Source organism: Komagataeibacter europaeus LMG 18890 (assembly GCF_000285295.1).
In the GTDB taxonomy this organism is placed as follows: Bacteria; Pseudomonadota; Alphaproteobacteria; order Acetobacterales; family Acetobacteraceae; genus Komagataeibacter; species Komagataeibacter europaeus.
Genome location: NZ_CADP01000020.1, coordinates 19,729 through 45,716 on the forward strand (window position 1 = coordinate 19,729; position 25,988 = coordinate 45,716).

Annotated in this window: 20 protein-coding genes and 1 pseudogene; 16 read left to right on the forward strand and 5 right to left on the reverse strand. The window is 64.1% G+C overall.

All coding sequences use genetic code 11. From position 1 onward, the window contains the following. Both GEU01_RS27755 and gyrB read left to right on the forward strand, forming a co-directional pair. Positions 1–697 (forward strand): annotated as a pseudogene (locus tag GEU01_RS27755) (DNA replication/repair protein RecF); the annotation flags it as partial. Between the two features lie 90 nt (positions 698–787). Further along, positions 788–3,256: a DNA topoisomerase (ATP-hydrolyzing) subunit B gene (gyrB, locus tag GEU01_RS08500; protein WP_042710818.1), complete on the forward strand. Its 2,469-nt coding sequence runs from the start codon at positions 788–790 to the stop codon at positions 3,254–3,256. A gap of 4 nt (positions 3,257–3,260) precedes the next feature. Here gyrB and gph read toward each other — a convergent pair whose 3' ends face one another. After that, a complete protein-coding gene (gph, locus tag GEU01_RS08505; RefSeq protein WP_026018603.1) occupies positions 3,261–3,941 on the reverse strand; it encodes a phosphoglycolate phosphatase in 681 nt (226 codons plus the stop codon). Positions 3,942–4,052: 111 nt separating this feature from the next. On the opposite strand from gph, the gene glmU reads away from it, so the two are divergent. The 7 genes from glmU (at position 4,053) to GEU01_RS08540 (ending at position 12,771) form a co-directional block, all read left to right on the forward strand. Next, the gene (glmU, locus tag GEU01_RS08510; protein WP_019085737.1) at positions 4,053–5,420 is read left to right on the forward strand and encodes a bifunctional UDP-N-acetylglucosamine diphosphorylase/glucosamine-1-phosphate N-acetyltransferase GlmU; all 1,368 of its coding nucleotides are present in this window, start codon (positions 4,053–4,055) and stop codon (positions 5,418–5,420) included. Continuing rightward, a complete protein-coding gene (gene glmS, locus GEU01_RS08515; RefSeq protein WP_010509784.1) occupies positions 5,420–7,243 on the forward strand; it encodes a glutamine--fructose-6-phosphate transaminase (isomerizing) in 1,824 nt (607 codons plus the stop codon). Before glmU ends, glmS begins: the two co-directional genes overlap by 1 nt. Before the next feature lie 66 nt (positions 7,244–7,309). Next, positions 7,310–8,305 carry a glycine oxidase ThiO gene (gene thiO / locus GEU01_RS08520; protein WP_019085738.1) on the forward strand — a complete coding sequence of 332 codons (996 nt, stop codon included), beginning with the start codon at positions 7,310–7,312 and terminating at the stop codon, positions 8,303–8,305. Positions 8,306–8,329: 24 nt separating this feature from the next. After that, a complete protein-coding gene (gene thiS, locus GEU01_RS08525) occupies positions 8,330–8,530 on the forward strand; it encodes a sulfur carrier protein ThiS (RefSeq protein ID WP_010509782.1) in 201 nt (66 codons plus the stop codon). 5 nt (positions 8,531–8,535) lie between these two features. Beyond that, on the forward strand, positions 8,536–9,306 hold the full coding sequence (locus GEU01_RS08530; protein WP_010509781.1) for a thiazole synthase: 771 nt from the start codon (positions 8,536–8,538) through the stop codon (positions 9,304–9,306). Further along, positions 9,303–9,923 carry a thiamine phosphate synthase gene (locus tag GEU01_RS08535; RefSeq protein WP_019085739.1) on the forward strand — a complete coding sequence of 207 codons (621 nt, stop codon included), beginning with the start codon at positions 9,303–9,305 and terminating at the stop codon, positions 9,921–9,923. The genes GEU01_RS08530 and GEU01_RS08535 overlap by 4 nt, the downstream gene beginning before the upstream one ends. 223 nt (positions 9,924–10,146) lie before the next feature. Further along, entirely contained in the window at positions 10,147–12,771 is a 2,625-nt protein-coding gene (locus GEU01_RS08540; RefSeq protein ID WP_019085740.1) for a cation:proton antiporter, read from the forward strand. Positions 12,772–13,130: 359 nt separating this feature from the next. Here GEU01_RS08540 and GEU01_RS08545 read toward each other — a convergent pair whose 3' ends face one another. Both GEU01_RS08545 and lysA read right to left on the reverse strand, forming a co-directional pair. Then, a complete protein-coding gene (locus tag GEU01_RS08545) occupies positions 13,131–15,875 on the reverse strand; it encodes a DUF4175 domain-containing protein (protein WP_019085741.1) in 2,745 nt (914 codons plus the stop codon). Next, the gene (gene lysA, locus GEU01_RS08550; protein WP_019085742.1) at positions 15,872–17,242 is read right to left on the reverse strand and encodes a diaminopimelate decarboxylase; all 1,371 of its coding nucleotides are present in this window, start codon (positions 17,240–17,242) and stop codon (positions 15,872–15,874) included. The genes GEU01_RS08545 and lysA overlap by 4 nt, the downstream gene beginning before the upstream one ends. Positions 17,243–17,319: 77 nt before the next feature. Here lysA and GEU01_RS08555 point away from each other — a divergent pair, with 77 nt between their 5' ends. Beyond that, a complete protein-coding gene (locus tag GEU01_RS08555) occupies positions 17,320–17,718 on the forward strand; it encodes a cytidine deaminase (protein ID WP_010509764.1) in 399 nt (132 codons plus the stop codon). 4 nt (positions 17,719–17,722) lie between these two features. Here the strand turns inward: GEU01_RS08555 and GEU01_RS26215 are convergent, their stop codons facing one another. Together GEU01_RS26215 and argH are read right to left on the reverse strand one after the other, a co-directional pair. Next, a complete protein-coding gene (locus tag GEU01_RS26215; RefSeq protein ID WP_010509762.1) occupies positions 17,723–17,884 on the reverse strand; it encodes a hypothetical protein in 162 nt (53 codons plus the stop codon). Then, positions 17,881–19,320 carry an argininosuccinate lyase gene (argH, locus tag GEU01_RS08565; RefSeq protein WP_019085743.1) on the reverse strand — a complete coding sequence of 480 codons (1,440 nt, stop codon included), beginning with the start codon at positions 19,318–19,320 and terminating at the stop codon, positions 17,881–17,883. Before argH ends, GEU01_RS26215 begins: the two co-directional genes overlap by 4 nt. Before the next feature lie 225 nt (positions 19,321–19,545). On the opposite strand from argH, the gene GEU01_RS08570 reads away from it, so the two are divergent. The 6 genes from GEU01_RS08570 to GEU01_RS22520 all read left to right on the forward strand — a co-directional run. Then, positions 19,546–20,364 carry an N-formylglutamate amidohydrolase gene (locus tag GEU01_RS08570; RefSeq protein WP_019085744.1) on the forward strand — a complete coding sequence of 273 codons (819 nt, stop codon included), beginning with the start codon at positions 19,546–19,548 and terminating at the stop codon, positions 20,362–20,364. 50 nt (positions 20,365–20,414) lie between these two features. Then, positions 20,415–21,290 (forward strand): shikimate dehydrogenase, encoded by an 876-nt coding sequence (locus GEU01_RS08575; RefSeq protein WP_019085745.1) that lies wholly within the window; start codon positions 20,415–20,417, stop codon positions 21,288–21,290. A gap of 12 nt (positions 21,291–21,302) precedes the next feature. Beyond that, entirely contained in the window at positions 21,303–21,932 is a 630-nt protein-coding gene (coaE, locus tag GEU01_RS08580) for a dephospho-CoA kinase (RefSeq protein ID WP_019085746.1), read from the forward strand. Next, the gene (gene dnaQ / locus GEU01_RS08585; RefSeq protein WP_010509752.1) at positions 21,929–22,609 is read left to right on the forward strand and encodes a DNA polymerase III subunit epsilon; all 681 of its coding nucleotides are present in this window, start codon (positions 21,929–21,931) and stop codon (positions 22,607–22,609) included. Before coaE ends, dnaQ begins: the two co-directional genes overlap by 4 nt. A gap of 98 nt (positions 22,610–22,707) precedes the next feature. Then, a complete protein-coding gene (locus GEU01_RS08590) occupies positions 22,708–25,053 on the forward strand; it encodes an adenylate/guanylate cyclase domain-containing protein (RefSeq protein ID WP_010509750.1) in 2,346 nt (781 codons plus the stop codon). Next, positions 25,050–25,988: MlaE family ABC transporter permease (locus GEU01_RS22520; protein ID WP_019085747.1), on the forward strand; the 939-nt coding region annotated here is incomplete at its 3' end. The genes GEU01_RS08590 and GEU01_RS22520, both read left to right, overlap by 4 nt.

The following is a 25,988-nucleotide window of genomic DNA, read 5'->3' on the forward strand; positions in this document are numbered from 1 at the left end:
GGACCGGCTGGTGCTGGCGCTTGAACCCGGCCATGCGCGCGAACTGGCGGCCCATGACCGCACCATGATGCAGCGCAGCCGCCTGCTGGCGCAACGTGGGGCGGACGGGGGGTGGCTGAACGCCCTTGAACGCACCATGGCCCGTCATGCCGTGGCCGCGGTTGCCGCCCGGGTGGATATGGTGGCGCGCCTGAATGCGGATGAACAGGCGGTGGCCGATGGCTTTCCCGCTGCGTGGCTGGAACTGGATTGCCCGATTGCCGGCCGGCTGCGCGAAATGCCGGCGCTGGCGGTGGAAGACTGGCTGGCGGAACAGATCGCGGGGACACGCGCAATCGACTCTCAGCGCGGGGGGAGCCGCCTTGGCGCGCACCGGACCGACCTGCGCATGGCCGACCGGCTGAGCCTGCGCCCGGCCAGCCAGTCCAGCACGGGCCAGCAGAAGGCGCTGCTGCTGGGTATTGTCCTGTCACATGCCCGTATTCTGGCCGCCTGCCGGGGACAGATGCCGATGCTGTTGCTGGATGAGCCGCTGGTGCATCTGGATGATGTGCGGCGTGCGGCCTTGTTTCAGGCCATCGGGCGGATGGATACCGGGGTGTTCCTGACCGGAACGGATAATGAACAGTTCGCCCCGTTGCGCCAGATTGCCGAATTCGTGACGCCCGGCGAGGGCAATCTTGCACCACGTGCATGATTTCGGTGGGGAATGCTGGTTCCGCCGGGTGGTTCAGGCTATAATGCATTCTGTTATTTTGTTGTTATCCGCTGTGGAGCATCTGCCGGCATGTCCGATCAATCCAGTCCCGATCAGAAACACGATGCCGAGGCCGTGGGGGGCGTGACACCCGCTGCGGACTATGATGCGGCATCCATCTCGGTTCTTCGGGGGCTGGACGCGGTACGCAAGCGCCCCGGCATGTATATCGGCGATACCGATGACGGGTCGGGCCTGCACCACATGGCGTTCGAAATCATCGATAACGCCGTGGATGAGGCACAGGCAGGCTTTGCCACCACCTGCATCGTGACCCTCAATGGGGACGGCAGCGTCAGCGTGCGTGACGACGGGCGCGGCATTCCGACCGACATGCACCATGAAGAAGGGGTAAGTGCGGCCGAAGTCGTGCTGACCAAGCTGCATGCGGGTGGCAAGTTCAACCAGAATTCCTACAAGGTATCGGGCGGCCTGCACGGCGTGGGTGCCGCCGTGGTCAACGCGCTGTCGGAATGGATGGAAGTCCGTATCTGGCGTGATGGCAAGGAACACGTGATTCGCTTCCGCGCGGGTGAGCGGGATGAGGCGCTGCGCGTGGTGGGGGAAAGCAGCGACCCGACCGGCACGCAGGTCACGTTCAAGCCCAGCGCCGAGACATTTGCCAAAGTGGAATTCGAATTCCCGATTCTCGAACGCCGCCTGCGTGAACTGGCCTTCCTCAATTCCGGGTTGAAGATCGTCCTGCGTGACGAACGCCATACCCCGGCGCGGGAGGAGAAGTTTCATTACGAAGGCGGCCTGTGCGCCTTTGTCGAATGGCTGGATCAGGGCAAGAACGCTATTGTCGAACCGCCGATTACCGGCAGCCTGCAGAATGAAGAAAACGGCATCAAGGTCGAATTCGCCCTGACATGGAACGACAGCTTCCATGAAACCATGCTGTGCTTCACCAACAACATTCCCCAGCGCGACGGCGGTTCGCACCTGGCCGGTTTCCGTCAGGCGCTGACCCGCGTGGTCGGTCGCTATGCCGAAGCCAACGCCAGCAAGAAAGACAGCCACGCCCTGAATGGCGAGGACATGCGCGAAGGCCTGACGGCCGTGCTGTCGGTCAAGGTGCCGGATCCCAAATTCTCGTCACAGACCAAGGACAAGCTGGTCTCCTCCGAAGTGCAGCCGGTGGTGCATGCGGCGGCTGCCGACATGATTTCCCACTGGTTCGAAACCCATCCCAAGGAAGCCCGCCACATCGTGGCGAAGGTGATGGATGCGGCCGCCGCGCGTGAGGCGGCGCGGCGCGCGCGTGAACTGACGCGGCGCAAGGGGGTACTGGACATCTCCTCCCTGCCGGGAAAGCTGGCCGACTGTCAGGAACGCGATCCGGCAAAGTCCGAACTGTTTATCGTTGAGGGTGACTCGGCAGGCGGTACCGCCAAGCAGGGCCGTGACCGGCGGTTCCAGGCCATCCTGCCACTGAAGGGCAAGATCCTGAATGTCGAACGCGCGCGGTTCGACCGTATGCTGGGGTCGGCCGAAATCGGGACGCTGATTACCGCACTGGGCACCGGCATTGGCCGGGGCGACGTGGAACATGGCGGCTTTTCCATCGAAAAGCTGCGTTACCACCGCATCGTCATCATGACTGACGCCGACGTGGATGGATCGCATATCCGCACGCTGCTGCTGACCTTCTTCTTCCGGCAGATGCCCGAACTGATTGAAAACGGGTACCTGTATATCGCCCAGCCGCCGCTGTACCGCGCCAAGCGTGGCAATGAAGAACGGTACCTGAAGGATGATGCGGCACTGGAATCCTACCTGCTGGACAAGGCATTGGCCAATGCCACGCTGCGTTATGCCGACGGGCGCGAGGTCGAGGGCGAGGCCATGCGGTCCGACGTGATGTTCATCCGTGACGTGACCCGCGCACTGTCGCGCCTGTCGGCGCGGGTGCCGGTCTGGATTCTGGAACAGGCGGCAATCGCGGGTGCGCTGCGGGCCGACCCGCAGGCGGTGCCGGAACGGATCGTGGACCTGCAGGCGCGGCTGGATGCGGTGTCTGCGCCCACGGAACGCGGGTGGAAGGTTGCCGCCAGTGACAGCGGCCTGGAAATGGCCCGCAGCGTGCGTGGGGTAGGCGAGGTCTACCGCCTTGAGACCTTGGCGCTGCGTAGCGCGGAAGTGCGCTGGCTGGCTGATCGCCATGACCGTCTGGTGGCTGATTTCACGGGGCCGGTGCAACTGGTGATTGACGGGCAGCCCCAGCCCTTTAACGGGCCGGCGTCGCTGTATGAACGGATTCTGGCGCAGGGTCGCAAGGGACTGTCCATCAACCGGTTCAAGGGGCTGGGGGAAATGAATGACGAACAGCTGTGGGAAACCACGCTGGACCCGGCCATGCGCACCCTGCTGCAGGTCAAGGTGGGTGATGTGGAAAACGCGGCGCAGGTCTTTTCCACCCTTATGGGGGATGTGGTCGAACCCCGCCGCGACTTCATTGTTGGCAACGCGCTGAAGGTTGCCAACCTCGACGTCTGACCGGTTACGCTGGCACCAGTTCAGCGGCCAGATGGGGGATCTCGGAAATGGAATCGGCGCCGACCGTGGCACCCGCTTCCATTTCGGGGCGACCATAGCCCCAGCGGGCGAAAATGGCGGGGACATGCGCGCCGATGGCCGTGGCCATGTCGTTATGATGGTCGCCGGTCATGATTGCGCGCGTCGGACTGCCATGCGCCATTTCAATCGTGCCCAGCAGGTGGCGCGGGTCGGGCTTGCGCACGCTGAAGCTGTCGCCCCCGCCCACGGCCACGAACCATTTTTCCAGATCAAGGACCTGCAATATGTGGCGCGCGGCGGCGACGGGCTTGTTGGTGCAGACGGCCATCTGCCACCCTGCTGCCCGCAGGTCTTCCAGCATGCCGATGGTGCCGGGAAAGGGGCGGGACAGATCGGTTGAATGGGGCGTGTAATCGGCCATGTAGCGCCTGGTTGCTTCGGCTGCATCAATGCCCGTGGCGGCGGATCCGGCATGGACCAGCAGGCGGCTGACCAGCATCGCCACGCCATCGCCAATCATGGGGCGGACCTGTTCCGTTGCTATGGACGGCAGGCCGTAATGCGCCAGAAGCCGGTTGGCGCAGGCCGCAAGATCGGGAAGGCTGTCGATCAGCGTGCCGTCCATGTCAAAAACGGCAAGACGGGGCGGGAGAGAGGTCATCATGAACGCCTTTGAGTCTGTGAATGAAGTAGCAATCGGAAATTCTAAGTGATGGTATCGCGCACGCATAAGGGTTTGACAGGGTGCGCAGGGGCGGAGTACCCGCACACTGCCATGAATACCCAGACCGATACCGCAGTATCCGCCCCCGCACGCGCCCTGTCGACCGCTGTCATACTGGCCGCGGGTCGTGGCACGCGCATGAAATCGCAGCGGCCCAAGGTCATGCACCCGCTGGCGGGGCAGCCCATGCTGCGTTACCTTCTGGATAACGCGGCCCGGGTCTTTGACCGTATTGTCGTGGTCGTGGGGCCGGACATGGATGATGTCGCGGCCCTTGCCGCCGCGCATCAGGTCGTGGTGCAGCAGGACCGCCTGGGTACAGGCCATGCCGCACGTCAGGCCGAGGCCCTGTTTGGCGATGGTGATGTTGCGGTCCTGTATGGCGATAACCCTTTGATCACGCCCGACACGATGCGCGCCCTGCTGGAACAGCGTCGCCGCGATGACACCGGCCTTGCCCTGCTGGCGATGGAACCGGCCGATCCGGCGCGTTATGGGCGTGTAGTGGCGCATGACGGGCAGGTTGAACGGATCGTGGAATGGGCGGACGCCACCCCGGCGGAGCGGGCAGTCCGGCTGTGCAATGCCGGCGTGCTGTGTGCCGATGCCGCTGATTTCCGCCGCTGGCTGGATGAAATCAATAACGACAACGCACAGGGTGAGTATTATCTGGGCGATGTGGTGGCCCGCGCCGTGGCCGATGGGCGCAGCGTGCGCGCGGTCGTGGCGCCGGAAGATGAACTGCGCGGCATCAATTCCCGCGCCGAACTGGCACAGGCGGAAGCCTGCGTGCAGGCGCGGCTGCGTCAGGCGGCGATGGATGGCGGCACCACGCTTGTTGCCCCCGGTACCGTCTTCCTGTGTGCCGATACCGTGCTGGAACCCGATACGGTGGTGCATCCCAACGTGGTGTTCGGCCCCGGCGTGCATGTGAAAAGTGGCGCGGAAATCCATGCCTTTTCGCACGTTGAAGGGGCAATCATCGGCCCGGATGCGCAGATCGGTCCCTATGCCCGCCTGCGTCCCGGCAGCGATGTGGGGGCAAAGGCGCGCGTGGGCAATTTCGTGGAAATCAAGGCCACGACACTGGGGGCAGGGGCCAAGGCCAGTCACCTGACCTATCTGGGCAACGCCACGGTGGGCAGCGGGGCCAATATCGGCGCGGGCACCATAACCTGCAATTATGACGGTGTGTTCAAGCACCGCACCGAAATCGGCGCGGGCAGTTTCATTGGCTCGGATTCGGTGCTGGTCGCCCCCGTGCGGGTGGGCAGCGGTGTCATTACCGCGGCAGGCAGCGTGATTACCCATGACGTGCCCGATGATGCCATGGCCATTGGCCGGGCACGGCAGACCAACAGGGCAGGACATGCCGCATCGTTTCGCGAACGGCTGAAGAACAGGAAGGAACGGGGCTGATGTGTGGCATTGTAGGGGTTGTTGGCAGCAATCAGGCCACGCCGGTTATTCTGGACGCCCTGCGCAGGCTGGAATATCGTGGCTATGATTCCGCGGGTATCGCCACGCTGGAAGAAGGCCATGTCGAACGTCGGCGCGCGGCGGGCAAGCTGGACCACCTGGCCACGCTTCTGGCGCGCATGCCGCTGCCGGGTGTTACCGGCATTGGCCATACGCGCTGGGCCACGCATGGCGCGCCCACCGAAAACAATGCCCACCCCCACGGGACGGAACGCGTATCGGTCGTCCATAACGGCATTATCGAGAATTTCGAGGAACTGCGCCACGAACTGGAGGCGGCAGGGCAGGTCTTCTCGACCGATACGGACAGCGAGACGATCGCGCAACTGGTCGATTACCACCTGCAGCGCGGCCTTTCCCCGCGGGAGGCGGCACATGAATGCCTCAAGCGGCTGGAAGGCGCCTACGCGCTGGCCATGATCTTCGCGGGTCACGATGGCATGGTCATTGGCGCGCGGCATGGCGCGCCGCTGGTGGTGGGCTTTGGTGATAACGAGATGTTCCTCGGTTCCGACAGCCTGGCGCTGGCGCCGCTGACGCGCCGCATCGCCTATCTGGATGACGGGGACTGGACCGTGATTACGCCTGCGGGCGCCGCGTTCTTTGACATGGCGGGCAACCCTGTCGAACGCCCGGTCAGGCTGACCGCGCTGATCGCGGCATCGGTCGGCAAGGACGGCTACCGGCATTATATGGAAAAGGAACTGCACGAACATCCCGTCGTGATCGGGCAGACCCTGCAGCGCCTGATCGACCCGGCCACCCGGCGCGTCGTCATGCCGGACCTGCCGTTCGATCTGGCCGCCGTGCAGCGTGTGGTGCTGACGGCCTGCGGGTCGGCTTTCTATGCCGGGATGATCGGGCGGTACTGGATCGAGCAGTATGCGCGCCTGCCGGTCGATATCGATGTGGCGAGCGAGATGCGTTACCGTAACCCGCCGTTGACCAGGGGCGGGCTTGGGCTGCTGATTTCCCAGTCGGGCGAGACGGCGGACACGCTGGCCGCCCTGCGCGGCATGCGTGAGGCGGGGCAGCATATCGTCTCGGTGCTGAATGTTGAACAGAGCACGATGGCACGTGAAAGCGACGCCGTGCTGGGCACCGTGGCGGGGCCGGAAATATCGGTCGCCAGCACCAAGGCCTTTACCGCGCAGCTTTCCGTCCTTGCGTGCCTGACCATTGCCCTGGGCCGTGCGCGCGGACTGATCGGTCCGGCACAGGAAGAAAGCATGGTGACCAACCTGCTTGACCTGCCCAGCAAGGCGACCGAGGTATTTGAACGCCATGACGAAATCCGCCGCATGGCCACCATCGTGGCGGATGCGCGCGACGTGCTCTACCTCGGTCGTGGGGCGATGTTCCCCGTGGCACTCGAGGGGGCGCTGAAGCTCAAGGAAATCACGTATATCCACGCCGAAGCCTATGCCGCGGGCGAGATGAAGCATGGTCCGATTTCACTGATCGACAACACGGTGCCGGTGGTGGCCACCGTGCCGTCTGGCCCCCTGTTTGAAAAAACGCTGTCCAACCTGCAGGAAGCCAGGGCCCGTGGCGGCCGCCTGCTGGTGTTCACGGACATGGCGGGGGCACCGCGCCTGCGTGAAATCGCGGAATGCGTGGTGGCGATTCCGACAGTGGATGAATTCGTGGCCCCGATCCTGCAGACCATCCCGGTGCAGATCCTGGCCTATGAAGTCGCGCTGCTGAAGGGGACGGATGTGGACCAGCCGCGCAACCTCGCCAAATCCGTGACTGTTGAATAGACACGTCAGGCATAACCGGCACAATCACCACTAGATACAGATAACCGTACAGGGGATACGACGCACATGGCAGCACAAACGGCAATCCCCCACGGGGCGGGACCGTCCGTCCTTGTGCGTGGCGCTGGTGTGTCGGGCCTGACGGCGGCGGTCACCCTGGCCGAACGGGGCGCGCGGGTCAGCGTGCATGAATGTGGCGGTCGCGTGGGCTGGGGGGCGTCATGGAAGGCTGGCGGCATGCTGGCGCCCTGGTGCGAGGCTGAATCCGCGACCCCGGATGTCACCGCGCAGTCCCTTGCCTCCCTCGACTGGTGGGACCAGCATGTTCCCGGCGTGGACCGCAATGGCACCCTTGTGCTGGCGCCGCCGCGTGACGTGCGTGAAATCATGCGCTTCGCGCGCAGGACTTCGCATTTTTCCACGATTGGCGAAGGCGAGATCGCGCAACTGGAACCCGACCTTGCCGACCGTTTTTCCCGTGCGCTGTTCTTCGCGGGTGAAGGGCACGTCAACCCGCGCGACGCCCTGCAGGCGCTGGCGGCACGATTGGTTGAACTGGGGGGCAGCCTGCATTTCAACGTGCCGGCTGACGCCAGCACGGCAGGCTATGACTGGGTGGTGGACTGCACCGGCATCGCGGCCCGCGACCAGATGGTGGACATGCGCGGGGTGCGCGGGGAAATGCTGCTGCTGCGCTGTCCCGATGTCACGCTGCATCGTCCGGTGCGCATGCTGCATCCGCGCATTCCCATCTACATCGTGCCGCGTGCGGGCCATGTGTACATGGTGGGGGCGACCATGATCGAAAGCGAGAACGCCGGTCCCATGACCCTGCGTTCAATGGTGGAAATGCTGGGTGCGGTCTATGCCCTGCATCCCGCGTTCGGGGAAGCCGAGATACTGGAAACCGGCACCGGCCTGCGTCCGTCCTATCCAGACAACATGCCAGCCGTCAGGCAGTCGGGGCGGCATATCCATATCAACGGCATGTATCGCCATGGTTTCCTGCTTTCACCCGTTCGCGCGGCCGAGGCGGCCGACATCGTGTTTGGCAGGGGCTGAACCTGCCACAAGGGGAATACGGACATGCAGATTCAGGTGAACGGCGAACACCATGACGTGACGGCAGCAAGCCTGGCGGCGTTGCTTGATGAACTGGGTTATGATGCAACCGCCCGCGTTGCGACGGCGGTGGATGGCTGCTTTGTCGCGGCCAGCCGGCGCGCGACCCACCCCCTGCATGACGGGGCACAGGTGGAAATTCTGGCCCCCATGCAGGGAGGATAACCGCAATGACCCTTTTTTACGGCACTGAACTGGCGTCACGCCTGATGCTGGGCACGGCGCAGTACCCATCCCCCGAAATACTGGCGGATGCCGTGCGCCGGGCCGGGGCGGGGGTGGTCACCGTCTCGCTCCGGCGCGAGGCCGCCGGCACACGCGCGGGACAGGCGTTCTGGGCGCTGATCCGGGAACTCGACGTACCCGTCCTGCCCAACACGGCGGGCTGTCATACCGTGCGTGAAGCGGTAACCACGGCGCAGATGGCGCGTGAGGTATTCGGAACGGACTGGATCAAGCTGGAGGTGATCGGGGAATCCGATACCCTGCAGCCCGACATGTTCGCGCTGGTCGAGGCCGCCCGCATCCTGACGGAAGACGGGTTCAGGGTCTTTCCCTACATGACCGAGGATCTGGTCGGTGCGGAACGCCTGCTGCGCGCGGGGTGCGAGGTACTGATGCCGTGGGGCGCGCCCATCGGGTCGGGCAAGGGACTGAACAACCTGTTCGGCCTGCGGGCATTGCGGGCGCATTTCCCCGATGTGCCCATGGTGGTTGATGCCGGGATTGGCGTGCCATCCCATGCGGCGCAGGCAATGGAACTGGGTTATGACGCGGTGCTGATCAATACGGCGGTGGCCAAGGCAGGCAACCCCGCGGAAATGGCGCGCGCCTTCGCCATGGCGGTGGAAGCGGGCCGCATGGCCTATATCGCCGACCCGATGGAGGAACGTGACATGGCCGTGCCCTCCACCCCCGTGATCGGGCAGGCCGTGCTATGACCACGGCGCTTCCGTCACGTATCTACCCGGTCGTGGACGCGGCGCACTGGGTCGGCAGTCTGGGGCAGGCGGGCGCGCGGCTGATCCAGTTGCGTCTCAAGGACATGGCGGACGATGACCTGCGCCGTGCGGTCCGTGAAGGCATCCGGCTGGCCCGTGCGCACGATGTCTGCCTTGTGCTGAACGATTACTGGCGGATGGCGATCGAGGAAGGGGTGGATTTCATCCATCTGGGGCAGGAGGATCTGGATACGGCAGACCTGCCTGCCATCCGCGCGGCGGGGCTGAAACTGGGGGTCAGCACGCATAGTGATGCTGAACTGGACCGTGCGCTGTCGGTCGCCCCCGATTACGTGGCGCTGGGACCTGTCTGGCCCACGAAACTGAAGAAAATGCCCTGGGGGCCGCAGGGTACGGAAAAACTGTCGGTGTGGAAGCGGCGCATTGGCGATATCCCGCTTGTCGCCATCGGGGGGATTACGCTTGCCCGCGCGCCGCAGTGTATCGCGGCGGGGGCGGACTGTGTCTCGGCCGTGTCCGATTTCATTCGCATGCCGGACCCGCAGGCACAGGTCAGGGCATGGCTGGCCGCCACTGACCATGTGGTCAGGGTGTGAAATACTGGAACATAATGTGATGCATCATGTGTTGTTGATGCAACGTTGGTGTGGCATTATTGATACGCAACATGTGAATGTATGAAGGAACGTCTTTTACAGCCAGATGTTGGTCTTATAAGCCAGATTCTGTTGATCTGAAACGCGGTGGACATAATCTGTTCATGGTCAGCCATTAGGATCGGCCTGTAAGTACAATATGGCCGGAAGTCGGGGATTTTGAATGGAGATAGCGGGTCTGGCAGCAATTCTGATGGCGATTGCCGTGCTGCTTGTCGTGGTCAGCGCGGTCCAGCCGCTTGCCCGCCGTCTGGAACTGTCCGAAACCGTCCTGCTGGCCATTGTGGGCATCGTGATCGGGGGGGCGGCCGACCTTGTTCTGCGCAATTCCCATCTGGAAATATTCAATGGCGCGGCACAGACGCTGCTGGATTTCCCGCTTAACAGCGAAGCGTTCCTGCTGATTTTCCTGCCCATACTGGTATTCCAGGGGGCACTGGGCATTGATGTGCGCAGGCTGGCGCATGAAACCGCGACCGTGCTCCTGCTGGCAGTGGTGGCGGTGGCGGTCTCGACCGCGGCCATCGGCTTTGCGCTGTATCCCTTTGCCGGCATGCCGCTGGCGGTGTGCCTGCTGCTTGGTTCCATCGTGGCGACGACCGACCCTTCGGCCGTGGCAGGGATATTCAAGGAAATTGGCGCCGCAAGCCGCCTGACCCGGCTGGTGGAAGGCGAGGCGCTGCTGAATGACGCGGCCGCCATTTCCATTTTCACCATCCTGCTTGGCTCCATTACCTCGCATCACAAGATCATGCTGGGTGGCGCGGTGCTGGAGTTCCTTGTCTCCTTCATCGGCGCGCTGATCATCGGCATCGTGTTTGGCCGCCTGACGCTTATGGTCATTCCGGCGCTGGGGGCGGCACCCGCGGCCGAGGTCACTCTGACGGTGGCGCTGCCATACCTGTCCTATATCGTGTGCGATGAATTCCTGGGCTTTTCCGGTGTGGTGGCCACGGCGGCATCCGGCCTGACGATTTCGATCTACGGCCCCTCCACCTTCCGGCCCCAGACCTGGCGATTCCTGAACGAGCTATGGCAGCAGCTTGTCTTCTGGGCCTGGTCATTGGTGTTCGTGCTGGCGTCCATGCTGGTGCCGCGCCTGCTGGTGGGCATGACCAAATGGGACTGCGTGCTGATCCTGCTGGCCGCCGGCGCCGGATTGCTGGCGCGTGGGGCGGTGGTGTTCGGCATGCTGCCCATCCTTGCCGCGACCAAGCTGTCGCCGCCCGTGCCGACCCCGTTCAAGGTCACGATGGTATGGGGCGGGCTGCGTGGCGCCATTACGCTGGCGCTGGCGCTGGCCGTGACGGAAAACGAACATGTTTCGAGCAGCATCGCCCACTTCATCGGCATTATCGCCACGGGGTTCGTGCTGATCACCCTGTTCGTGAACGGGATGTCGCTGCGGTACCTGGTGCTGTTCCTCAAACTGGACCAGCTGCCGCTGATTTACCAGGCGCTACGTCACCAGATCCTTGCCATCGGACTGGGTGAAGTCCGTGACCAGACGCGCGAAGTCGCGGGAGAGCTGGGCTTTTCCACCAATGTCACCAATACGGTGGTGGAAGTGATCGACCGCCGCGTCCATTCGGAAGAACAGGACAATACCTTTGACACTGCCCTGGGTGACCGGCAGCGCGTCACACTGGCGCTGATTGTCGTTGCCAACCGGGAGCGTTCCATCCTGCTGGACCTGTTCCGCATACAGGGGCTGTCGCGCCGTGTGATGGAAACGCTGCTGCGCTCGGCCGAGGCCATGGTGGATGGCGCACGGCTGGAAGGACGCTTTGGCTATGTCCGCGCCCTGCGCCGCAGGTTGCGTCCATCGCTGCGTTTCCGTGTGGCGCAGGTGATCCATCATCGCTTCAATTTCGACACGCCCCTCATGTACTGCATGATGGAGCGGTTCGAGATGCTGATGATCGGCTATTTCGTTTCCCTGTCACTGACCCGTTTCATGCGCCAGCGCATGGAGCCGACGCTGGGCACGCGTATCAGTGAAATCGTGGGGGAAGTGCTGGGGCGGCAGTGCAAGCTGCTGGACGAGGCACTACAGACCCTGCGCCTGCATTACCACGGCTATTCCGAGGCGCTGGAAAACCGCATGCTGCGTCAGATTGCGCTGCGTCTGGAAGAAGAAAAATACGACACGCTGATGTCCGAATCGCTGTTGAGCGAGGAACTGCACCGTGAATTGCATCGCGATGTGGAACACCGGCGCGAACAGCTGGATTTCAGGCTGAAATTCAATATCCGTGCCGGGATCGAAAGCCGCATCCATAATTTTCCCCTGTTCGAGGGGATGGCCGATGGCGTGCTGCATGATATCGCGATGAAGATGTCCATCCACTTTTCATCCCCCGGCGAGCGGCTGTACCGCAAGGGTCAGAAGGTGCGCACGGTCTATTTCATCAGCGCGGGACTGGCTGAAACCCATTACCCCAAGCATGACGTGCGCTTTGGCGCCGGTGCGGTTCTGGGTGGGGAGGAAGCGTTGAAGGACGAGCGTGTCACAGCGACCAGCCGTTCCCTGCAGTTCGGACATTTCATGACGATGAGCGCGCGTGACTTCCGCAAGCTGGTGGAAGACTATCCCCGCATTGGCGAGAATCTGGAACGTATGGCACAGGCCCGTAACAAGGGTGAACTGCCCGACGCCCAGCTTCTGCCGCAGGATGGGGAAGATACACCCAACAGTCCACCATCCTACGACGCCATCGACCTTGCCACCGCACCCGTCACCCGCGCCATTCCCGTCCGGCAGGATGGTCAGGTCAGTGACGCCTGACCTGACGGCGCGGCAGTGATCCGCCCGGGCACATGACATGGCGGCTGTCGTGCCGCCCGGGCATTCAGGTTGCCATGTAATAGGTTCACGCCATCAGGGGCCTGTCGTGCTGGTGTGCGCGCCGCCATGCAGGTCGGATAAGCGTCGGGTAAGGGGAGACGCAAGTGACGTCCTGATGCCGGGATACGACATTCCACGTCACGGCATGTGATCCATGCGTGCGCCGCAGGGGACAGGCGTTCCGGATACTGCCTTTTTCAGGAAGGTAGGATTTCCTGACGCTTGTTGAAAAAAGCTTCGCCAAAAATTTCTTGGTACAATCCGTCTGGTCAATTCATGCCATGAACGTCGCGGCCGCGTCAGAAAGCGCGGAGCAGGCGGTCGAGATATTCCAGTTCTTCCGGCGGGCGGGTACGGTCGGCGTCGCGGCGGCGCAGTTCCTGTTCAATCTCGCGCGCGCGTTCGCGGCTGGCGTTGTCTGGCACATGGGTATCATTGTCCATGCCCGCGTGGGTGCCGCCGGTCTTGCGGCCCAGCGGGTCACGATCACCCTTGCCTTCGGCCTGCTGGTCGGTGTCGTCATCGTCATCCTGTCCGCCGGGTTGGTTGCCACCGCTGCCATGGCTGCCCTTGCCATTGTCCTGTGACAGCATGGGCAGGAATACGGTCATGCCGCCATGCGCGTTCTGGCTGCGCATGGACTGGCGCATCTGCTGGTCGCCCTGCTGCAGGTCGGCCAGAACCTTTTTCTCGGCCGCCGCCGCATCAGGGTCCTTGCCCGCGCCAAGGGCCGCGCGCACGGCCTTCATGTCCGTCTGCGCCTTGTCCAGCGCCGGCATGTCCTTGCCGCTGGCCTGCTTGAATTCGCGCTGCAGTTCATGCAGGGCGCGCGACAGGGCATGCTGCACGGCCCGGTCGGCATGCTGCTGTGCGGTGTGGGCTTCGGGCGTCATGCTTTCCGGCGGTGGCGTGGCGCCGGCCTGTGGCTGAGGCGCGCTGCCCGACGGCGTAATGCCAAGCTGGCGCAGCAGGTCGGCGGTGGACATGGATGACAGGTCGCCGCCATCTTCATCCATATCGGTCTGGCGGCTGGCGGCGTCACGTTCCTGCTGGCGCTGGGTCTGGTCCATGCGCGACTGGGCGTGGTCCAGCAACCGGGACTGGCGGCTGACCAGGTCGCGCAGCGCGCGGCGCAGTTCCCTGGCCTGCTGGCGGGCCTGCATCTGCTGGGCCAGCTGCATCATGTCCTGCGGGGTGGCGTTGCGGATGCCGTTGGCCATGTCCTCCATCTGCTGCAGCTTCTGCATGGCATCGGCATCGCGGCCATTGGCGGCGTCATCCTGCAACTGCTGCATCATCTGCGCCATGTTCTGTTCACCGCGCGATGTCATTTCGGGAATGGCGGGAATGGCGGAATGATCGCGCATGGCCTGTTGCGCCAGCGCCTGCATCTTGCGCGAAATCGCGTCCTTCAGCGCCTGCATGCGGTGCTGCAGTTCGGCCTGCTGTTCCGGCCCCTGACCCTTGGGGCCCATCTCACGCATGTGCTCCAGCTGTTCGCGCACGGCGTCCTGTGCTGCCTGCACGCCAAAATCAGCCTGTTCGTTATCTATGTCCCGCCGGTTGTGTTCGATATCCAGCGCAAGGAACCACAGCCGTCCGGTGGCCTGCGTAATGGCGTAATCATCGGTTACGTCATCCGCATCCCCAAGCACGGCGGCAACACTGGTCAGCGCCAGCAACAGGCCGACATGATGGGTCAGCATGGTATCGGCCTGACCCAGCGCCAGCAGTTCGCGCGCCGCCTGTGCGCGGTTTTCACGGTGCAGGGCCACGCGCTTGCGGATATCCAGAACCGCCTTGGCCAACGGGTTGTTGAAAGGCCGCGCGCCCATGCGCAGCCGGATCGGGGCGGAGGTCGCTGTCATGCCGCTGGTGCTGCTGGCGACCAGGCGGGCGGTCACGTCTTCCCCCGCCCACGGGTTTTGCGACAGGTCGGGCGTGGCCACGTCATCCGCCACGCTGGGGTGGCCGTTCAGCGGGATCGGGACGGTCAGGACGTCGCGTGGACTGTCCGGCATGACCAGTTCCGCATGCATTGATGCGATGCCGTATGGCTGGGCCACATGATAGGGCAGGCGGGTGCGCCATTCGCCTTCATGGCTGCCCGGGTCCTTGCCCCATGCGACTTCTGGCGCGGGGTTGGGCGTGACGTGCAGCGTCCATTGTCCCAGCGTGCGTCCGCGACCGCGCAGGCGCAGCGTGCCGCTGGCAAGAAGGGTGGCCTGCGCATTCCAGCTGGCATTGCCCAGAGCGTGAAAATCATGCGGGCCGATGGCGGGCTGCGGTCCGCTGGCACGCATGCGCAGGGCGGGACGGCCATTCAGCCCGTTCAGTGTAATGGCCAGTCGCGCGCCTGCGGGAACGGTCGCACTGGTATGCGTCGCGTCCAGGAAGACCGGCGCGCCGGGCGCATAGTCGGGCATGGTGATCCATGCATTGATCTGCGGGGCGGGGGTATCGGCATCATCCATGCCGGGCAGGAACGCCGCCGTCACCCGGCTTGCGGCATGGTCGCCTGTCCACATCATGCCACCCGCCAGAAGCACGGCAAGGACCGGCGTGGCGGCCCACCCTGTGGCGCCCTTCAGGCGGGGGCGTGGCCATCCGCCCCGCAGGCGGCCCAGCGCCGCCGTGGTGCGATGCAGGTGGACCTGCCACAGATAGGTGATTTCAGGCGTGAGGGTATTGGCGGGCCGGTCATGCAACGTGCGCAGCGGCTGACCGGTCAGGCCGGATGCCTGTTCCACCCGACGGTCGGTTTCGGATGCGGTGGGGGCATGGATGCCGCGCCACTGCCGCCATGTGGCATAGGCTGTCCCGCCTGCAATACCTGCCAGGAGGAGGGCATGCAGGCTGTCGGGCATATGCTGGGGCAGGCGCCCAAGCCCCAGCAGCGCAACGCCCATGGCGGCATCAGCCGTGGGCAGCATGAGCGGCCACAGCTGTTCCACCCACAGCGCACGACGCGCTTGCTGGCGTGCGCGGGCCAGGCGTTGCGGCAGGCTGCCGCCGGGCTGGGTAATGTCCTGCCCGGCTGTCATAGGCCTCCGCCAGCGGGGAGAAGGGTCTTCTCAACCCAGTCGGGAACACGATCGTCAGCCCACAGGTCCTCGACCTGCTGGCGTTCGCGGATGACGGACCAGCGGGCGCCATCCACCATGACCTGTGCTGCAAGTGGGCGGGCGTTGTAGGTGGAACTCATGACCATGCCATACGCCCCGCAATCCAGCAGCGCCAGTCGCGACCCCGCGTCCATATGCGGCAGGGTGCGGTCATGGCCGAAAGTATCACCGCTTTCACAGACCGGCCCCACAACATGCACCTGCTCGGTGGCGGCAGCAGCGGTTTTGGCGGAAAGCGGGATGATGCCATGCCATGCGTCATACAGGCTGGGACGCATGAGGTCATTCATCGCGGCATCCAGCACAAGGAACGGCGGCATGCCGTCATATCCCTGCTTGCGCAGGATCACGGTAGACAGCAGCACGCCCGCGGGACCGGCCAGCCAGCGCCCCGGTTCAACGGCCAGCCGCGTGCCCAGGTCGCCCAGTTCGGCATGGATGGCGGCGGCAAGGGCTTCGGGCGCGCCTTCGGTTTCATCACGGTAGGAAATGCCCAGACCCCCGCCGCAATCCAGTGCCTCGACCGTCAGTCCACGCGCGCGGATGGCCCGTACAAGGTCGGCAAGTCTGGCATAGGCGGTACGGTAGGGCTGCATGCGTACGATCTGGCTGCCGATATGCATTGCCAGCCCGACGGGCCGGATACCCGGTAAAGTGGCGGCGCGGGCATAAAGTTCAACCGCGCGGTCATAGGGAATGCCGAATTTGTTGGTGGCGAGTCCGGTGGTGATCTTGGCGTGGGTGCCGGCATCGACATCGGGGTTGATGCGCAGGGCGATGCGGGCCTCCTGCCCTTCGGCTTCCGCCACGGCGGAGAGGAGTTCAAGTTCCTCCGCACTTTCGACATTGATCTGCGCAATGCCCGCCTGCAGGGCGAGGCGCATTTCCTCAAGGCTCTTGCCAACACCGGAAAAGACGATTTTTTCCGCCGGGATGCCCGCCATCATGGCGCGGCGCAGTTCGCCGCCACTGACCACGTCCGCCCCGGCCCCTTCGGCCGCCAGCACGCGCAGCACGGCCAGGTGGTCATTGGCCTTGACGGCGAAGTGAATGGAAACCGGCCGGTCTGTTGCGGCAAGGGCCGTGGCAAGCCTGCGGTAGCGCGCGCGCAGGGTGCCGGCGCTCATGACCCATGTGGGCGTGCCAAGCGCGTCGGCAATGGCGTTGAGGGGCACGTCTTCCAGCACAAGTCCGTCCATGGCATGCATGGACAGCGCCGGACGGCCGGCCAGAAGGTCGGCAACGGATGGATCCTGTCCGGGACAGGTAGGGGAAGCATCAGCCATGATGTGCGCACGATACCGCCTTGCCCCGTCGCTTCCAAGGTGCTTGACGCAGGAAAGAACAGGAAGGACAGACCGCTATGAACAACGACCCCCTGGTGCAGGCCGCCATTGACGTGCGCCTGCGGGCTTACGCGCCGTATTCGCGCTTTCCGGTCGGTGCGGCGGTAGAGACGGCGGATGGCCGGATATTCGCCGGATGCAACGTCGAAAACGCGGCCTATCCCGAAGGTACCTGCGCCGAAGCCGGCGCCATCGCCGCCATGGTGGCGCGGGGCGGGCGCCAGATCCATCGCGTCGTGGTCTGCGGGGGGACGGATGCCCCCTGCACGCCATGTGGGGGATGCAGGCAGAAAATCAGGGAATTCGCAGCCCCCGAAACGCCTGTCTCCATGGTTTCGGCCGGGGGGACGGTCCTGCTGGTCCGCACGCTGGCGGACCTGCTGCCCGACAGTTTCGGGCCGGACAGCCTGACCTGATCCGTCAGCGATCGGGGCTGGGATAGGTCGTGTAATAGGCCCGGGAGTTGGAAGGCTGGCGTGGGGAGCCAATACGCCCGCATGCCCCCAGCGAGGAGGCGATGACCAGGCCCGCCAGCGTCAGCAGCATGATGGCGCGTCCGCGCGGGGAGGGGTGAATGTTCATTTGCCGCTTTCTCCTGTCCCAAGGGCATCCAGCCAGCGCTGGGCCTGCGCGCGTACGTTCTGCGCCGCCGTGCCGCCGTGGCTTGTGCGCGAGGCGATGGAGGAATCGACATCCAGCACCGTGAAGATGTCGGCGGTGATGCCCGGTTCCTCCGCCTGCATGTCCTCCAGCGTCAGGTCGGCCAGCCCCACGCCCTTCGCCTCCGCCTTGCCGACCAGGCGGCCGGTGACATGGTGGGCGGTGCGGAAGGGCACCTTCAGCACCCGCACCAGCCAGTCCGCAAGGTCGGTGGCGGTGGAAAAACCGGACCCGGCATAGGCGCGCATCTGATCCGCATTGATGCTGAGGTCGCGGATCATGCCATCCATGGCCGCAAGGCTGAGGGCGGCGGCATCGGTCGCGGCGAAGACGGGTTCCTTGTCTTCCTGCATGTCCTTGGCATAGGCCAGCGGCAGGCCCTTCATCACCGTCAGCAGCCCCACCAGCGCGCCGGTAATGCGGCCGCCCTTGGCGCGGACCAGCTCGGCTGCATCCGGGTTGCGCTTCTGCGGCATGATGGAGGAGCCGGTGGTGAACGCATCGGACAGGCGGATGAAGGAAAAGGGGGCGGAACACCAGATCACGATCTCTTCCGCCAGCCGCGACAGGTGGACGGCCATGATGGATAGCGCGGAAAGGTATTCCAGCGCGAAATCACGGTCTGACACGGCATCGAGCGAATTGGCGGTGGGGCGGTCGAAGCCCAGCGCCCTTGCCGTCATGTCCCGGTCGATGGGAAAGGACGTGCCCGCAAGTGCGGCCGACCCCAGCGGGGATTCATTGAGCCTGCGCCGCGCATCGGCCAGCCTGCCCCGGTCACGGGCCAGCATTTCCACATAGGCCATCAGGTGGTGGCCAAATGTCACGGGCTGCGCGGTCTGCAGGTGGGTGAAGCCGGGCATGGGGGTCGCGGCATGTTCCGCCGCCCGCCGCGCCAGCGCGCGCATGAGGGAGGCCGCCTGCTGGTCCAGCCCGTCGATCGCGTCACGCACCCACAGGCGGAAATCGGTCGCCACCTGGTCATTGCGCGACCGTGCGGTGTGCAGGCGCTTGCCCGCCTCGCCAATCCGGTCGGACAGGCGGGCTTCGATATTCATGTGAATATCTTCAAGTGCGGTGCTGAATTCAAAGGTGCCGGCCGTGATTTCCCGCCCGATCTGGTCCAGCCCTTCGGTAATGGCGCGGGCATCATCTTCGGAAATGATGCCGGTTTTCGCCAGCATGGCGGCATGGGCCTTCGACCCCGCGATGTCCTGCCGCCACAGGGCCCTGTCAAAACCGATCGAGGCATTGATGTCCTGCATGATCGCCGCCGGTCCCCCGGCAAAGCGCCCGCCCCACTGTGCGTTCGCCTTCTGCGCGTCCTGATCCGTCAGCGTTTTTGCGTTCCCCGGCATCCTGTGTTCCAGCTACCCCAAGTGTGAAAAGGATTGTGTCTGATACGGCGTGGCGTAATGCCATCACATGCCGCGCACCCTACCCATCTGCCGCTGCAGATACAATCGTTCCCGTGCCCCCTGCGGCCGCCATATGGCGGGTTGTGGCGGGGGGTCTTTCACTCATGCAGCGGGATCTGTAATATCGGGTGCGAACCCCGCCCATGGCACAGGATGTCCCGCACAATGCAGCATACAGCCCTTGCGCAGGAGCCATTACGGTTGCTGACGCAGGATGATTCGGCTCCCGTCATCCAGTACGGCAGGTCCGCGCTTGATGGCGTCATGCCGCCGCCCGGCCTGCCATTCGTACTGGTCAGCGACCATGCCGGGCGCAGCGTGCCCGCCACGCTGGGGGACATGGGCGTCAGTGCGGCCGATCACGCGCGGCATATCGCCTGTGACCTGGGCATGGCCGAAACCGGGCGGATGCTGGCGCGGACTCTGGACTGCGTGCTGATTGAACAGGCCTATTCCCGTCTGGTGATCGACTGCAACCGCGCGCCGGGGCACCCGACTTCCATTGTGCGCGAAAGCGACGGGACGCGCGTTCCGGCCAATATCGACATCACGGCGGCGGAAGAAGGCAGGCGGGTGGAGGAAATCTTCCTGCCCTACCATGACCGGATCAGCCGGGAGATCTCGACACGGCTGGAGGCCGGGCTGCCCGTCGTGCTGGTATCCCTGCACAGCTTTACCGATTTCATGAACGGCACGGCGCGGCCATGGCATACGGGCGTGCTGCATAACCGCAACCCTGCTTTCGGCCTGCGGGTGCGTGACCTGCTGGCGGCGGAAGACGGACTGGTGGTCGGCAGCAACGAACCCTATGCCCTGACGGATGTCAGCGACTATACCGTGCCCGTCCATGCCGAAGGGCGCGGCGTGCCCTATCTGGAAATCGAGATACGCCAGGACCTGATCGCAACGGAACAGGGGCAGACGGAATGGGCCGACCGCCTTGCGCGCGTGCTGCCGCAGGCATGGGAAGATTTCAGGCACTAGCGGCCCCGCACGCGCCTGGCAAACACACTGCATCTGATGGATTGAAGACAATGGAACGCAGGCCACGCATTGACGGCCATACCCTGCTGGCCGGGGTGATCGGCTGGCCGGTGGCGCATTCGCGCTCGCCGCTCATGCATAATTTCTGGCTGGAACAGCGCGGGATCAACGGGGCGTACGTGCCGCTGCCTGTGGCGCCGGGTTCGTTTGATGTCGCGGTCCGCGGCCTGCAGGCGGCAGGATTCCGTGGCGTGAACGTGACCATCCCGCACAAGGAATCGGCCTACCGGATCGTGGAGGAACACGGCCGTCTGGACCGTTCGGCACGGCGTTCGGGGTCGGTCAATACGCTGGTCTTCGCGCCCGATGGCCGGATTGAGGGCTATTCCACCGATGGCGACGGATTCGTGGCCAATGTGCAGGCGCATGGAATCCCCGTCACAGGTGGCCGCGCCCTGCTGCTGGGCGCAGGTGGGGCCGCGCGCGCCATCGCCGCAAGCCTGCTGGACCGGGGGGTGGATGTGGTGGTGGCCAACCGCACCCGTGCGCGGGCCGATGCGCTGGCCGCGTCACTGGCGGGCATCACGGTCATTGACTGGGCGCAGGCGGGCGACGTGCTGCCGTCGTGCCGGTTTCTGGTCAACACCACGTCCATCGGCATGAATGGGGGGGCGGATGCCGTCTTTCCGCTGGATCTGGCCCGGGCGGATGCGGGGCTGGTCGTATGCGACATTGTCTATGTTCCGCGCCAGACCGCCTTGCTCCAGCAGGCGGCCAGCCATGGGCTGCGCACGGTCGATGGACTGGGCATGCTGATCCACCAGGCTGGTCTGGGATTTGAAAAATGGTTTGGCGCGACGCCGGATATCGGCCCCGGGGTCGAGGCCGTTCTGGATGCAGACCTGCATCGCGCGCATGCTGGCTGAACGGGGTCTTCCATGCGCATACTGGGGCTGACCGGCGGGATCGGCATGGGCAAGTCCACGACGGCGGCCCTGCTGAAGCGCGCGGGCATACGGCTGTTCGATGCCGACGCCACCGTCGCAGCCCTGCAGGCCCCGCATGGGGCGGCGCTGCCCGGCATCGGGCGGCTGGTGCCCGGTTCGGTGCGCGATGGCGTGCTGGATCGTGCGGTGCTGCGGCAGGCGGCGCTGTCCGATCCGGCCGTCATGCAGGGGCTGGAGGCAATCATCCATCCGCTGGTGCGCCGGGCGCGCGAGCGTTTCGTGCAGCGTGCCCGGCGTGACGGCTGTCGGTGGGTGGTACTGGATATCCCGCTTCTGTTCGAAACCGGGGCGCAGCGGATATGTGACCGGGTGGCGGTGGTCAGCGCGCCCGCTTCCCTGCAGCGCCAGCGCGTGCTGCGACGCGGCCGGATGACACCGGCCCAGATTGATGCCGTCATCGCCCGGCAGATGCCCGATGCCGTGCGGCGGCGGCGGGCTGATGTGGTTATCGAAACCGGCCTGTCACGTCATGAAACGGTGCGGCAGGTCAGGCGTTTGCTGCATGCAATGCGCGAGGGAAGTCCAGCCGCATGGGCTGCGGCCGGAGGGAAACCTGCATGAAACGCACCATCCTGTTCGATACGGAAACCACCGGGCTGGATCCGCTGAAGGGCGATCGCGTCATTGAAATCGCAGCCCTTGAACTGGTTGGCGACCTGCCCACCGGGCGCAGCTTCCGTGTCCTGATCGACCCTGAACGTGATGTGCCCGAAGAAGCGTCGCGCGTGCATGGCTTTACCCGCGCCGATCTGGAAGGGAAGCCGAAATTTGCGCAGGTCGCGCCCGAATTTCTTGAATTCATCGGCAATGATCCCCTGATCGCGCATAATGCCCGCTTCGATTTCGGCTTCCTGAATGCCGAACTGGCGCGTGCGCGGCTGCCCGAACTGGATATGGGGCGCATGGTCGATACGCTGGATATGGCGCGTGAGCGTTTTCCCGGCATGCCCAACAGCCTTGATGCGCTGTGCCGCCGCTTTTCCATCGACCTGTCGGAACGCACGACCCATAACGCGCTGCTGGACTGCCGGTTGCTGGCCGCGGTCTATCTGGAACTGACCGGGGGCAGGCAGCGCGGGCTGAGCCTGTCGGTGGATGAAGGCGGCGGCGGCATCGCAACCTATACCTATGTGCGGCCAGACGGGCATGTCAGTGTGCGTGTCAGGCCCGATGCGGCAGAACTGGAAGCCCATCAGGCCTTTGTCAGCCGCCTGTCCGACCCGTTGTGGCTGCGCTGAATGGGCGGTATGTAACAAATGGAGTGGCCCCGGTGGTGCATTTGGGCTAGTCTGTATTCATTAGCCGTACCTGATTGTATTGAAACAGGAAGAGAGCATTGTCCACGGACGAGATTGTCGATCCCACGATTGCCCCTTCCGACCAGTTCCGGCGCTTCCTTTTTCATATCGGCATTCCCGTGGCCGGTGTGGTTTCGGTCATTGCCGTCATTGCCGGGGTGGGGTGGCATTCCTACCGGACCGTCCGGACCGGTGCGCTGACCCTGACGCATGACCTGCTGGTCAGCCAGCAGGATTATGTCGCCAAGGAAGTCAGTTCCTTCCTTATGCCCGCCTCTGCCGGGGCGATCGTGGCCCGTGACATGCTCGAGCATGGCGCGCCGGAGGTCGAGCAGAAGATCTTCAACGGCTACAGCAGCACCATGATGCGGAACGTTCCGCAGATCCAGTCCTTCTACATCGCCGACAGCGATGGCAATTTCAGTACGCTGGAACATGGGGAAAAGCCGGGTCAGACCGCGCTGACGACCCTGCATGACGTGGGTACGCCCAAGGCGATCTTCACGCATGAACTGCGTGATGACAACGGCAAGCTGCTCAAGCAGTGGCAGACCCCGGCCGGCACGTATGACCCGCGCGGGCATGGCTGGTTTGCCGATACGGTCAAGGCCGGGCAGGAAGTCTGGACCCGTCCGTATATGGTGGAGGTGACCAAGCAGGTCACCATAACGGCTGCGGTTCCGTACAAGGGCAGCGATGACAAGACATATGTCTATGCCATCAACATGTCCCTCAACCATCTCAACAATTTCCTCAATTCGCTGAAAATCGGTGAAAGCGGCACCGCGATCCTGCTTGATCAGGACGAACATGTTGTTGCCGGCCACGGCATGCAGGAAACGCAGGCAAAGGCGCATGGCGATCCGTCCAGGATGACGCTGGACCCGGAAAAATTCCCGGTCATGACCAAGGCGTTCGATGAATACCGCGTTCATGGCTATGGCGCGCGTACCGTCAAGGTGAAGGGACGGCGGTATGTGACCATCACCGCCAACCTGCCGGTGGGCAAGGATAGCTGGGTGCTGCTGATGGTCGCGCCCGAGGACGATTTTTCCCGCTTCGCCATGGCGGACGGGCGGCAGAACCTGCTGTTTTTCATTCTGGTCGTGACGATGGCGCTGGGCTTTGGCCTGCTGCTGTTCCTGCAGGCGCGACGCGGGGACCGCCTGCGCAACCAGATCTCCCAGGCGCGGGCTGTCGCCAATTACGAAAGCCATGCCCTGCAGTCGGTCGCGACCTATCCCGAACTGTTCAACCCGGAAGACAATGCCCTCGTCCTGACCGAGACGCTGGCTGACCAGTCCCATGCCCGCCGGGCGGCCATATGGCGGATCCTGCATGACGGGCACACGCTCATGTGCATCGATTCCTATGACCGGCAGCAGGACGTGCATTCCGGCGGGTTCGAGATGTCGACCACGGACCTCAAGAGCTTTTTTGACGCGGTTTCCCACGGTGACGCGCTGGTCGTCACCGATGCCTCCACCGATGACCGCACGACGGCGTTCTACCGTGTCTACATGCGCGCCTTTGGCAGTAAATCCCTGTTCTGCAATCCCATCCTGGGCAGTAGCGGCCCGGTTGGCGTCATCACGCTGGAAGACGCGCCACGGGCGGAAATGGTCTATCATTTCGTGGACATGATCACCGGCGTGGCGGCGGCCCGTTTCTCCGCCCAGCATTACACGGCGGTGGCCGCGGCGCGTGAGGAACTGGAATCGGAACCCCCCCAGGGCAGCGAGGGGCCAGAAGATACCAGCCAGGGCTTCCTGCTCGCCCCCGGCGCGCTGTCCATCAACGGACAGCCAGGCACCACGGACCTCAGCCAGATGGAAGGGTTCTACCCTGCCGTCACCATCATGGTCATCAGCCTGTCCGACATGATCATGACGGCCCAGAATGACCCGGCGGCCAATATCAAGCTGATCGATGAAATGGCGATCGCGCTGCAGGATATTGCCCATCAGTGCGGGCTGTATTCCATCCGCATGCTGGGCCACCGCGTCGTATGTGTTGCCGGGTGTTCGCGCACGCCGGACAAGACGGCGGTGTTCCACATGGCGAATGCGGCGCTCATGATGCGTGAAAACGTGCTGGCCATGTTGTCGAAGGCGGATCTGGATCCGGTTTTCCGCATTGGCATTGATGTCGGGCCGGTATTTGGCGGCATGCTGGGCAAGAACCCGCAGGCGTTCAACCTGTGGGGCGATGCCATGGGCATGGCCGAGATGATGGCGCAGGGCGCGCCGGATGTCGGTACGATTCAGGTTTCGGAAAATGTATATCAACGCCTGCGTCAGTATTTCCTGTTCCGTGAACGCGGCCGGTTCTTCATTCCCGGCATGGGGCTGACGCGCACCTATGTGCTGGCCGGACGGCGATGACCGATACGCCAACACCCGCCCCTGAGCATGTGGCGCCGCAGCCCGATCCCATGGCCGATCCTATGGCCGGTCCCCAGCCGGACAATGGTGGTCGCCTGGTGCACCTTTTGCGGCGTTTTGCGCCGTGGCTTGCCGCCATTGGCCGACTGACGCGGCATCAGGTCCGCTTTGCCCTGCTGGTGATTGGCGCGGGGTGGGGGGCGATACGCGAAAGCATGCGCCCCAATTCATGGCGCAGGCCGGTCATCTATGAATTCCGCGCCACCCTGCGGCAGGTGGTCAGTGGCGGTTTCCTGAGCATCGTGATCACCGCGACGCTAACGGGCCTGATGGTGGTGTCACAGGCTGCGTACTGGCTGGGTTATGCTGGTATGGCGCAGATGACGGGATCGATCCTTGTTTCCGTCCTGGTGCGTGAAATTTCGCCCATCCTGGTCGGCATCATCATCATGGGGCGCAGCGGCATGCTGTCGCTGACCGAAATCGGCATGATGGTACTGGGTGGGGAAGTGCGTGCACTGCAGGCGCGCGGCATTGACCCGTTCCTGGCGCTGGTCATGCCGCGTACGTTCGCCTTTACGCTGGGCGGCTTTACGCTGGGCATGATCTTTGCCGTCGTGTCGCTGCTGATGGGGTTTGTGGTTGCGCATTCCACGGGGGCCATCACGTCCTCGGTCTGGACATTCTTCTTCAATGTCCTTGGTGCGATGACCACATGGGACTACCTGATCATCCCGCTGAAATTCGTGCTGGTCGGTTTCTTTGTCGGGGTGGGGTCATGTGTTTCGGGCCTGACCGTCAGCAGCAATGACACGATGGCCACCATCATGCCGCGTGGTTTCGCGCGCGGGATCATGCTGGTACTGGTGGTCAATATCATCTTCATGCTGGATTTCTTCTGTGGTTGCTGTCCGTTATGCAAGAGTTTTCTGACC